At 36.6% G+C, this 11,808-nt stretch carries 11 protein-coding genes; 1 reads left to right on the top strand and 10 read right to left on the bottom strand.

Features of this window, described 5'->3' with window-relative positions; translation table 11 throughout:
* Nucleotides 1-42 precede the first annotated feature (42 nt).
* The 4 genes from LPB89_RS01355 to LPB89_RS01340 form a co-directional block, all read right to left on the bottom strand.
* Nucleotides 43-999 (bottom strand): geranylgeranylglycerol-phosphate geranylgeranyltransferase, encoded by a 957-nt coding sequence (locus tag LPB89_RS01355; protein WP_230699936.1) that lies wholly within the window; start codon nucleotides 997-999, stop codon nucleotides 43-45.
* Between the two features lie 115 nt (nucleotides 1,000-1,114).
* Nucleotides 1,115-2,053, bottom strand: coding sequence for a mevalonate kinase (locus LPB89_RS01350; RefSeq protein WP_230699935.1), 939 nt, complete (start codon nucleotides 2,051-2,053; stop codon nucleotides 1,115-1,117).
* 30 nt (nucleotides 2,054-2,083) lie between these two features.
* Entirely contained in the window at nucleotides 2,084-2,434 is a 351-nt protein-coding gene (locus LPB89_RS01345; protein WP_230699934.1) for a four helix bundle protein, read from the bottom strand.
* 28 nt (nucleotides 2,435-2,462) lie between these two features.
* A complete protein-coding gene (locus tag LPB89_RS01340) occupies nucleotides 2,463-3,572 on the bottom strand; it encodes a diphosphomevalonate/mevalonate 3,5-bisphosphate decarboxylase family protein (protein WP_230699933.1) in 1,110 nt (369 codons plus the stop codon).
* Nucleotides 3,573-3,732: 160 nt separating this feature from the next.
* Here LPB89_RS01340 and LPB89_RS01335 point away from each other — a divergent pair, with 160 nt between their 5' ends.
* On the top strand, nucleotides 3,733-4,209 hold the full coding sequence (locus LPB89_RS01335; RefSeq protein ID WP_230699932.1) for a TspO/MBR family protein: 477 nt from the start codon (nucleotides 3,733-3,735) through the stop codon (nucleotides 4,207-4,209).
* A 10-nt stretch (nucleotides 4,210-4,219) separates the two neighbouring features.
* Here LPB89_RS01335 and LPB89_RS01330 read toward each other — a convergent pair whose 3' ends face one another.
* From LPB89_RS01330 to LPB89_RS01305, 6 genes are all read right to left on the bottom strand, one after another.
* Nucleotides 4,220-4,966, bottom strand: a complete 747-nt coding sequence (locus LPB89_RS01330; RefSeq protein ID WP_230699931.1) for a hypothetical protein — start codon at nucleotides 4,964-4,966, stop codon at nucleotides 4,220-4,222.
* Between the two features lie 154 nt (nucleotides 4,967-5,120).
* Entirely contained in the window at nucleotides 5,121-5,768 is a 648-nt protein-coding gene (locus tag LPB89_RS01325) for an HAD family hydrolase (protein WP_230699930.1), read from the bottom strand.
* A gap of 4 nt (nucleotides 5,769-5,772) precedes the next feature.
* The gene (locus LPB89_RS01320) at nucleotides 5,773-6,981 is read right to left on the bottom strand and encodes an NAD(P)/FAD-dependent oxidoreductase (protein WP_230699929.1); all 1,209 of its coding nucleotides are present in this window, start codon (nucleotides 6,979-6,981) and stop codon (nucleotides 5,773-5,775) included.
* Between the two features lie 118 nt (nucleotides 6,982-7,099).
* Nucleotides 7,100-7,777 carry a glycerophosphodiester phosphodiesterase family protein gene (locus LPB89_RS01315; RefSeq protein WP_230699928.1) on the bottom strand — a complete coding sequence of 226 codons (678 nt, stop codon included), beginning with the start codon at nucleotides 7,775-7,777 and terminating at the stop codon, nucleotides 7,100-7,102.
* A gap of 268 nt (nucleotides 7,778-8,045) precedes the next feature.
* Nucleotides 8,046-9,635 carry an alpha-amylase family glycosyl hydrolase gene (locus LPB89_RS01310; protein ID WP_230699927.1) on the bottom strand — a complete coding sequence of 530 codons (1,590 nt, stop codon included), beginning with the start codon at nucleotides 9,633-9,635 and terminating at the stop codon, nucleotides 8,046-8,048.
* 176 nt (nucleotides 9,636-9,811) lie between these two features.
* Entirely contained in the window at nucleotides 9,812-11,683 is a 1,872-nt protein-coding gene (locus tag LPB89_RS01305) for a glycoside hydrolase family 13 protein (RefSeq protein ID WP_230699926.1), read from the bottom strand.
* Between the last annotated feature and the right edge of the window lie 125 nt (nucleotides 11,684-11,808).

Here is an 11,808-nt window from a genome sequence, read left to right as displayed (position 1 = left end):
ATGCAGTTTTGTGTGAATTTGAAAATCTCTGTCGATACTAAATTAAGATCTCAACAGCAGACTCTTGCCATGCCACAAAACACTCGGATTGATTAAAACAATGCAGAAAACCCCGGAAACGATCAGGAATTTCAATACATTGTGAAGTAGTAAATATTGTTCTTTTGAGTTTGATTTCCAGAGATATAAAAGAAAAAAAAGCATTACAACAAAACAGACATAAAAATAGATATCCATAAAGCCCACATCGTAAATATTAATCAGGATATAAACCGGAAAAATCGTCAAAAAGGTTAAAACCGTAATGATTTGTTTTGAAGTTGTTTCATTGTATAATATCGGAATGGTCTTGTAATTGTTTGCAAGGTCGCCTTTCAGGTTTTCAAGATCTTTTATCATTTCGCGAATCAAAAGCAATAAAAACAAGAACATTGCATGTGCTGAAATCACTGCAAAATGGCTCATGTGATCTTCAATTTCTTCAAAGGATATTTTGTTGTAAAAATAGAGTAAGATGGCAAAAAACGGAATTACAGCCAGTAAAGCCGCAGTTAAATTACCAATAATCGGGTATTTTTTTATTTTATGTGAGTAAAACCAAATTAAGAAAATATAAACGGAAAAGAATAAAAAAGCACGCCAGGAAACAATAAGGGCCATTAATACAGCCATGAAATTCAAAGTGAAGTATACCGATAATTTAGTTTTCTGACTCACCAGCCTGTCCAGCATTGATTTGTTGGGCCTGTTGATCAGGTCTTTCTGACTGTCATAAAAATTATTGATAATGTATCCGGAAGCAATTGTAATTGCTGAGGCAAAGACAATCAGAAATAATTTGAAATCAAGTAAAATGTCTAAAGCTCTTTTGTCGGGAGCCAAGATAAAAATAGCCGATAAATACTGTGCTAAAACAATAATGGGAATGTTATAACCTCTCACTACAGAGAATAAACTAATAACTTTCATCGCTAAAATTTTATTCTTTCTGCTTAACATTTTGGGTTAACGGGTTATTTTTTAATAAAAAAAATCAGACAAAGTAGCAAATTAAAAAGGAAAATCAGTAGTAATACTATTTACAGTAACGGCTAATTAGAAGAAAAATTACAATTTAAAACTGGTAAACAACTTCAAGTTTGTAATCTTTAAGGGAAACTTTAGCACGTTCCAGGTCTTCTGTAAAACCAAGAATATAACCGCCTCCTCCTGAGCCGCAAAGTTTTAAGTAATAATCATTAGTATCAATACCATGCTGCCAGATTCCGTGAAATTGCTCCGGGATCATTGGTTTGAAATTGTTTAAAACAACTTTGGAAAGTTTTTTGGTATTGGTAAACAACGACTTCATGTCACCATGCAAAAAGTTTTCTACGCAGGCATCTGTATATTTTACAAATTGGTTTTTAAGCATCGTACGGAAACCTTTGTCTTTCAGGTTTTCCATAAAAATGTTTACCATCGGAGCCGTTTCACCAACAATTCCTGAATCTAATAAAAACACAGCACCCTTTCCGTCAAAACTCTGAGTCGGAATTCCGGTTGCTTCAATATTATCTTTAGAGTTGATTAAAATCGGAATACTTAAATAACTGTTTAAAGGATCTAAACCAGAACTTTTTCCGTGGAAAAAACTCTCCATCTGAGAAAATATATTTTTTAACTGTAATAGTTTTTCGCGGGTTAAGTTCTCTAAAACCGTAATTTTATTAGCCGCATATTTATCATAAATTGCAGCAACAAGTGCACCGCTGCTTCCAACCCCATATCCTTGCGGGATACTTGAATCGAAATACATGCCTGTTTCAACATCATTTTTTAGGGAAGACAAATCAAAAGTAACCAGTTCGGGCTGTTCTGTTTGTAACGTCTCAAGATAAATTACAAAACGTTGTAAACTTGCGTTTGATGCGATTGCTTCAGCCGAAGGATTTTCGGTTTTCTTCAAAGCACCATTATAAAAATTATAAGGGATAGAAAGTCCTTTAGAGTCGCGGATGATTCCGTATTCTCCAAAGAGTAATATTTTTGAGTAAAATAAGGGTCCTTTCATAATTGAAAATGAATAATTAACAATGGATAATTATATGTTTTTAGAAGTTTTTATGATACTCGTAAGCAATCTTAATAATTCTATGATTTTAGGTTTAATATTTTGAAATTCGACATCAGAAAGATATTTTGTTTCGTATAACAAATCTAGCCAATATTCTGTTTCGTTTGCTTCTTTTAATGAAATTGATAATTTATGGATAAAATCTGCTTTACTTTGAGCATGCTCAGACTCTCTTACATTTGCACCAATTGATGTTCCTGAACGTAAAAACTGTTTGGACAAAACAAATTCTTTTTTGTCAATCAAGACTTTATAAAGGTTCACAATGTCAATTGCAAAAGCAAAAGATTTTTCTTTAATAATGTTTTTCTTTTCCATAAAGTTACTAATTATTAATTGACAATTGTTAATTATCAATTAATAAAGATCCGTCTCCAATTTCATCGCAAATGTACTGACCATTCTGGCAAAATACAACTAATTCGTCCTGAATAAATTGAAGTACTTTTTCGCTAACGTTTTCGGGATATAAAACGTGGACATTGGCACCGGCATCCAGCGTAAAGCAAACCGGAATCTGCGTTTCGGTTCTGAATTTCCAAATGGCATTTATGATCTGCAATGTGTTTGGTTTCATTAAAATATAATACGGCATCGAAGTCATCATCATGGCGTGTAAAGTCAAAGCTTCGCTTTCGACCACTTTTATGAATTCGTCAACATTGCCACTTTCAAAAATCGAAATTAAAAGGTCCACATTTTCGTGTGCCTGGGCGAAACGTCTTTCGGCATACGGATGGTTGTGCATTAAATCATGTCCAACGGTACTTGAAACCTGTTTTTCGCCTTTATCGACCAATAAAATAGTATCCTGGTAATTCCTGAAATTATCGTGAATGGTATACGGAAATTCAACGCCAAATAAATCCGAACTTCCTTCAATATTAGCCTGATTTCCCCAAACCACTACATTTCCTTTTACGCTTCTGCAGGCACTTCCCGAACCTAAACGAGCCAAAAATGACGCTTTTTGGTAAAAATATTCTGCTGTCATTTCAGGATTCAGCTCTTTTTCCAAACTCATAAAATTCATGGCCAAAGCAGCCATTCCCGACGCCGAAGAAGCAATTCCGGAACTATGTGGAAACGTATTTTGGGTATCAATCGTAAAATGATATTCTTTGAGGAACGGAAGGTAAACTTCAATTCGTTCTAAAAACTTCTGGATTTTAGGTTTGAAATCTTCTTTTGTTTTTCCTTCAAAAAGTAAATCAAACGAAAAAACGGCTGTTGTCCCACTCAGCGGAGCAGAAGTATATCGCTTTGCAAAACCTAACTTCGTAATGGTTTTGCAATTGCTTAAAGTAAAACTCACCGATGGATTGGCCGGAATCTGGTTGTCTTTTTTCCCCCAGTATTTCACTAATGCAATATTGCTGGGAGCACTCCATTCAAAGTTTCCGGTTTCGATAGTCGAAGTATATTTTTTTGGAATAAAATCAGTTGCTGTAAACATGAAATATAAAATTTTGGCAAAGATAGTTTTTAAAATATTTCACCATAGAAGTTATATAAGAAAATGTAACATCAAACTCAAACCAATTGCTAATATGAACTTCAATAACTTATATGGTTTAACTCTTATTTTTGATTATTTTTGACTAAAAATTAAATAAATGAACAAAATAGCCAAAATTGCAATAACGCTAATAGTGTGTCTGATGGTAGGATATTCGTCAAGTCTTGTGACGAGACCAAGTGTCGAAACCTGGTACCCAACCATTCTAAAGCCATCTTTTAATCCGCCCAATTGGATTTTCATGCCGGTCTGGACGTTGCTGTATGTTTTGATGGCAGTTGCTGCAGGATTGGTGTGGGATAAAATAAAAGAGCAAAATGAAGAAGTAAAAAAAGCATTAGGCTTCTTTGTAGTTCAGCTGATATTGAATGCCATCTGGTCATACCTTTTCTTTGGATTAAAAAACCCAATGCTGGCTTTAATAGAAATTGCACTGCTATGGCTTATGATTTATGAAACCTATTTAAAGTTCGTCAAAATCAATAAAACGGCCGGTTATTTACTGATTCCTTATATGGCCTGGGTAAGTTTTGCGGGAATTTTGAATGCCAGTATATGGTGGCTGAACAGGTAATTTTTTAGTTTCAGTCTTTAGTCTCAGTTTTAAGTTTTTTAAATGTTTCATTTTTAGCATATAAGAAATCCATTGTGGTTAGTATATTATTGTTCTCTATAAGTTTTGCAGATCTTGCGTCAGCATCACAGAATTCAATAAATAAATCTACCTCTTCCGGTTTTAATTTTAAATCTTTTATGAAAAAATCATGAGGTATTGAAGCGGCTATGAGTTTTTTGAAAACAGTTTCAGAAGATTTCTTTTTGAGTTCGTCTTTGTCTTTTTTAAATAAATTTAAAAGTCCTGTTCCCATTCGCGCAAAGTCCATACCATTTGTAATAGTTCCGTCATATACGCCGGTATATTTTTGCAGCGAACCGACATCTTTGGTAAATTTTATGGTATCTATATCGTGTTGGGAGATGTTTATTTTGTCAAATTTTATAGCTGTAACGACTACTTCATCCAGTTCCTCAGGTTTTATAATCATATTGACAAGAATATTGTTGTAATCAATATTTTGCTGAGTTATTTTTAGCCTTGTAAAAAAATAATCTTTAGAAAAAAATAAGATACTGTCTTTCTCTTTTACCGGAATCGAAAATTGTCCCAGCTCATTCGTTCTGGTACTTGTTTTGGCTGTTTTATTAATAACCTCTACCTTGTTAAGCGGATTGTTATTGGAAACTACTTTTCCGTGAAGTAATTTTTCGGTTTGAGAAACAGAAAGCTGATAAGAAAAAAGTGAAATTGTGGTAAGTAAGCTTACTTTCATTGACTGGTATTTAGTTGAAAGTAAAATTATTAGAATAGTCTTAATGAAAACTTATTGAATCTGTAAAGTCTTGTTAATTTAGTCTCAGTCTCAGTTAACAGTTTACAGTTGTCCAGATTGTGACTGCGACTGCGACTGAATACTGGAAAACTTCCTAAACTAACTGAATCAAATCAGAAGGAACGTTCAATACCCATTTTGCACCGCTTGCGATCAGTTCTTCTTTGGTTCGATACCCCCACGAAACCCCTACGGGAAACATATTGGAGTTGATTGCGGTCTGCATGTCTATATCAGAATCTCCGACAAAAAGAATCTCTTCGGGTTTTAAGTTCCATTTTTTGCTTATTTCTATGGCTTCAAACGGATTCGGTTTTTTGAGTGCTTCTGTACTCAGGCCAATTGCAGCATCAAAATAATCAGGAAATATTTCAGTCGCTATTTTTTTGGTCAGTTCATCGGCTTTGTTGGAGAACACAGCCAATTTAATATTTCGGGAGGACAAATGATCCAATAATTCAACAATGCCCTGATAAGGTTTTGTTTTAAGCGTGCAAGTTGTACGATATTCATTGATCATGGCCTGAAAACAAGTTTCGATTTGAGCTTCACTATTATTGAATGCAGGTAAAGCCTTGCTTACTAAATTTCGTAAACCACTACCGATGAAATATTGATAAGTGTCGTACGTATGAGTAGGATGATTCAGGCTTTGAAGTACTGTATTCATGGCATCTGAAATGTCTTCCAATGAATTTACGAGCGTTCCGTCTAAATCAAAAATAATTCCTTTAAATGTCATTCTGTTAAATGTTATTGGCTAAAATAAATCCGCTTGTCCACGCGTTCTGGAAGTTAAACCCGCCCGTGATGGCATCAATATTGACGATTTCGCCGGCAAAATAAAGGTTTTGATGTAATTTGCTTTCCATGGTTTTAAAGTTGATTTCCTTTAAGTCGATACCACCGGCAGTTACAAATTCCTCCTTGAAGGTACTTTTTCCGTTGACCTGAAATGTTGCTTTTGTCAATTGCGAAGCTAAATGCTGCAATTGAATTTTAGATAAGTCAGCCCATTTTGTTTCTGCTTCAATTTCAGAAGCCAGAACTAAGCTTTCCCACAAACGATTCGGAAAGTCGAAAGGCGATTTTTTGGAAACGGCTTTTTTGGCGTGTTCCTGTTTTAGTTCTTTCAGGATTTTTTCTGCATCTTCGGTATCAACATCATTCAGCCAGTTGACAAAGATGGTAAACTGGTAATTTTTGTCGTGTAAAATACGTGCACCCCAGGCAGAAAGTTTTAAAATTGCGGGACCGCTCATTCCCCAGTGCGTAATTAACAAAGGCCCTGTTGATTCAAGTTTGGTATCTTTTACGTTTACGGTCACCTGTGCCGCAACGCCCGGTAATTCTTTGATGCGGGAATCTTTGATGTTGAATGTAAAAAGAGAAGGAACAGGGCTTACAATAGCATGCCCCTGCGTCTGCAGCATTTCCCATATTTTCGGGTTGCTTCCTGTGGCCAGCACTAATTTTTCAGTCGCATAATTTTCATCCTGGGTATCAATTTTCCAGTGATTTTCGGCTTTAAAAATCGATTGTACACTTTGTCCTGTCAGGACTTTAATGCCTAGTTTTCCGGTTGCTTCCAGAAAACAGTCAATGATGGTTTGCGAAGAATTGGAAACCGGAAACATTCGGCCATCGTCTTCGATTTTTAATTCCACACCGTGTTTTTCGAACCATTCAATCGTATCGCCCGAACAAAACTGATGAAAAGGCCCGCGAAGTTCTTTTTCGCCACGCGGATAAAATTTAACCAGTTCATCCGGTTCAAAACAGGCATGTGTTACGTTGCATCTTCCGCCGCCGGAAACACGGACTTTAGAAAGTACTTCTTTTCCTCTTTCCAGAATGGCAATTTTGAGTTTCGGATTTTTCTCTGCAATATTAATGGCTGTAAAAAAGCCTGCAGCACCTCCGCCAACGATGATTATGTCGAAATTTTTGATCATATTTTTTTGGTTGCCATTGATTACAAGAATTGGCACTAATTTTTTATTTGCCACAGATTAAAATGATTTCCGCAGATTTTAAAATCCTTTTAATCTGTGAAATCGGTGGCTGTTTTTTCTATACTTTATCCGGAAAATCAGTTATGATTCCGTCGACGTTGAATTTTTTTATTTTTTGAATGTCTTCCCCGATATTTACTGTCCAGGGCAAAACTAAAAATCCCTGTTTCTGCATTTTTGCTGTGTTTTCCTGATTCAATAAATGATAATAGGGATGAACCGCTTTTGCTTTTATGGTTTCGGCAAAAGCCACAGCTAAATCAAGATCAGTTTCTGTCAAAACGCCAATCGGAATTTTTGAATCTAAATTATGAACTTCCAGCAAAGCATTCCAGTCAAAACTTGAAACAATAAAGTGTTCATATTTCCAGTTTTTCCCGGAAACATATTCATCGATTAAAGCGACAACTTTTGTTAAAGTATCTGCATTCTTTAATTCGATATTGATCAGGCATTTTTTGTTTACCAGATCAAAAACTTCTTTTAAAGTCGGAATTTCATATAGATCTTCAATTAAAAACGATTTCAATTCGGGCAAAGATAGTGTATTTACAAAGCCTTTTCCGTTGGTCATTTTGTCGATGGTTTCGTCGTGAATCACGATCACATGTCCGTCGGAGCTTAGGTGAACGTCGAGTTCGATTCCGTCAGCATTTAGATCTAATGCTTTTTGAAAGGCTTTTAAAGTGTTCTCGGGTTCGTAGGCTTTGGCACCGCGATGTGCTATTTTTAGCATGTCTGAAAAGTTTAACCGCAAAGGTCGCAAAGTTTTACGCAAGGTTCGCAAGGATTTTGTAAAAAAGTTTGCCAATCACGATAGCTATCGGGATAAGAATTAAAATGTTTTTTGTTTCACGCAGATTTTGCAGATAAGGCAGATAAAAAAAAATAATTCATACGCAGATTATTAAATGCATTCTAAAAGATCTGCGTTATCTGCAAAATCTGCGAGCGAAAAATTCCAGCAATAAATTTAAGAAAACGTTTTGATAACGACCTTGCGGTTAAGCAAGTTCCAACAATACAAGCCCAAATTCAGAATCGATGATTGCTTTTCCGTTTTGAACTGTTGTTTCTTTTCCGGAAAAGGCATCTTTTAGTTTTGTACCGCCTTTGAAAATGGAGTCAACAGGAAGTTCTTTAGCGCCAATTCCTAAATCTAAACCAATTATAACTTCATCAACGTAACTTCCATTAGCATAACTTCTGGAGAAAACATAGGGTTTTGCTGAAATCTGCTGGTGGATTCCTGCGCCCACTGCCGGATGATTTTTGCGGAATTGCCCCAGTTTCTGCCAATGCCAAAGGATTCTTTGTGTTTCGGAATTATTTTGAATATCATCCCAGTTCATAAAAGAACGTAAGGTTGCATCTCCTTCTGTACCTTCAATAACCAGTGCGCGGCCCGATTCATCACCATAGTACACCTGAGACATTCCGGGAGAAAGCAATAATTTGGTTCCGGATTCAAAAGTTCGGTTCCGATGTGCGTCAAATGGGTTAGGATCGTCGTGAGAGGATATATAATTAAGAACACTGTATCCTTTTAAGTCCTTCTGAAGTTTCTCTGAATACTTGGAAAATATCAATTCATAATCGTTTTGGGCATCCACTTTAAACTCAAAATTAATCAGGCTGTTAAAACCATGCTCAAAATAATTTACTTTCCGGTCTCCAAAATCATAATCCTCCCCACCACTGATTTCATAACCGTAGACTTCGGCAATGGTATAAAATGGGTTTTGGTCTAAAACTTCTAATGGATGATGTTTTTTCCAGGTTTCAAAAGCATATTCGCATTCTTTTTTAAAATCGACCCAGACAATTTCTTCGGTATGTTTTACGGTGTCGGCCCTGTAGCCGTCAATTCCGAACTCCAGGATATAATCCGTCAGCCACTTTATAATGTAATATTTAGGGGTTCTCGGATAGCCGGTTCTTTTGAAAAAGGAATTCAATGAATCCATTTCTTTCTCGTAACGGCCTTCGTTTTTCCATTTTTCGATTAAAAAAGAGGGGAGTGCAACTTCCTGATTACTTTCGGTTCTAACATCCGGAAGATTATCGACCAAAGTACACATGGTGGTATTTTCGAATGATTTGTAATCGCAGACAATTCCCGTTCTGACCCAGTCTTCCGGCCAGATCGGATCTTCTGGAGTTACGGGGCCGGTATGATTGATCACGCCATCCAGTACAATTCGGATGCCTTTTGCGTGAGCTTTCTTAACCAGATTAGCCAAATCTTCTTTGGTTCCGAAATTAGGATCTAAAGCCGTCCAGTCTCTCGCCCAGTAACCGTGAAATCCGTAACTCAGTCCGGTGCCTTCGTCAACGCCATCGTGAATTTGCTCTACAATCGGCGTAAGCCAGATGGCATTTATTCCTAACAGATCAAAATAACCTTCGTCGATTTTCTTAGTAATTCCGATGATATCCCCGCCTTCAAAACCACGCAGTTTTCCGGGAGTTTTGGTTCGGTTGAAATTTAAATCGTTAGCAGGGTTTCCGTTATAAAAACGATCGGTAAGTAAAAAGTAAACATTTGCTCCTTCCCATACGAAAGGTGTTTTTGCAGTATTGTCTTTATTCATTAAAACTGATTTTAAGCCAGAATATTAAAGATACAGAAAGGAAAGTATAAAATTTAAAAAAATGCCACAGATTATAAGATTAACTCAGATTTTAAAAAATCATTTTAATCTTGTAATCTGTGGCAGAAAATATTGCGAACCTTGCAATTGCCCTTGCGGACTTTGCGGTTAAGTTTTTATTCCAATTCTAAAACAACAGCCGATTTTGGTTCTAAGGTAATCTCGGTAGCTAAATCGAATGTTTTTCCGGTAAGGATATCTTTTCCTGATTTAAAGTTTTTGATGTTTTCCTTAAAGCGATTTGTTTTAACGGTTTGCTCTTTTGCATTGTTATTGAAAACGACCATTACAGTTTTGGCATCCGTGTATCTGAAATAAACATACGTATTGTTTTCCGGGATATAATGCGTCATTTTTCCGAAATGAACGGCTTCATTTGTTTTTCTCCAAGTGAATAATTTGGAGGTAAAATCGAAAAATTTAGCCTGTTCAGCGGTTCTTCCTGCTGCGGTTAAGGCATTATTTTTATCGCCGGCCCATCCGCCCGGGAAATCCTGACGAATGTCTGCGTCGCCACTTTTGCCTTTATCACCGCCCATTCCAATTTCTGAACCGTAATACAATTGCGGAATTCCACGAACAGTAGCCAGTAAAGTCATGACCAGTTTGTATTTCGTAAAATCATATTTATACGTATGATTGATGCGGTCTGTGTCGTGATTTTCGGCAAAAACCAGAATATTATTGGTATTTGGATACAAATAATCTAAAGCGAAATTATTGTAGAATTTAATCATACCGTTATCCCAGTTTGCATTATCGTCATTAAAAGCCGAACCAATCTGATCCTGCAGGGTAAAGTCCATTACGCTTGGCAAATTCGAATTGTAGTTTTCAATGGCCCCAATTTTACTGTCTTTTTGCCAGTACGCTAAATTCGCCTGATTGTGCATCCAGATTTCACCTACGATGTTAAAGTTGGGGTATTCAGTTGTAATTGCTTTAGCCCAATTGGCCATTGCAGTCGCATCAGAATAATTGTAAGTGTCTACTCTGAATCCGTCAAGATTGGCAAATTCGATCCACCAAATGGCGTTTTGTGTGAGGTATTTTGCCACCAGCGGATTTCTTAGGTTTAAATCCGGCATTGAAGGGACAAACCATCCGTCAACACAAATTTCCTGATCTGATTTTGAAGCATGAATATCGGTAAGCACTTCACGTCTGTGGTGCGTTTGCGTGTAATTTTCAAATTGATTGATCCAGGATTTTGTGGGCAGGTCTTTGATCATCCAATGGGTAATTCCCCAGTGGTTGGTAACATAATCCATCACCAGTTTCATGTCTTTTTTATGCATTTCTGCTGAAAGACGGGCATAATCGTCATTGGTTCCGTAACGCGGATCAATTTTGTAAACATCAGATTGTCCGTACGTATGATACGAATGCTGTTTGTCATTGTCTTCGCATAAAGGCGTACTCCAGATTGTTGTGGCGCCTAAAGACGAAATATAATCTAAGTTTTTGATGATTCCTTCGATATCGCCTCCGTGGCGTCCGCCCGGTTCTGCGCGGTTTGCTTTTTCGGTCAATACAGCATCACTGTCGTTCTTAGGGTTTCCATTGGCAAAACGATCCGGCATGATCAGGTAAATCATATCTGATGCATCGTAACTTTTTCGGTCTGCCGAATTGGCTCTTCTTTCCTTAAGCGAATATTTTTGTGTGAAAGCGACTTTATTTTTCAATTTAAACGAAAAAACCAATTCAGAAGCTTTTAGGTTTTGTGTATCGATGGTAACGAAAAGGTAATTTGGATTTTCTGTTTTCTCTACATTTTTGATTGTCACATTGTTCGAAACCGAGGCTTCGTACTGTGCGATATTTTTTCCGTAGAACATAATTTGTACTTCCGGATTTTTCATGCCGGCGTACCAAAATGGTGGTTCGACTTTTTGGATTTGTGCTTTCGCGGAAGCAGCAAATAATAAAATAAAAAGGATTATTTTGTAGAATGAATGATTGTGTGTTGTTTTTTGGGTATTCATAGTTTTTAGATATAAGTATCATCATTGTCAGTTCGAGCGGAGTCGGGATGCCGCAAAGGTTCGCGACTCCGCCCGAACTGACAAAAAAGATATAGTTAAAAAAAAGACAAGTAATCTTGGGGAGG

Source organism: Flavobacterium sp. ENC (assembly GCF_020991415.1).
Taxonomy (GTDB): domain Bacteria; phylum Bacteroidota; class Bacteroidia; order Flavobacteriales; family Flavobacteriaceae; genus Flavobacterium.
This window is presented reverse-complemented; position numbering and strand designations above follow the sequence as displayed.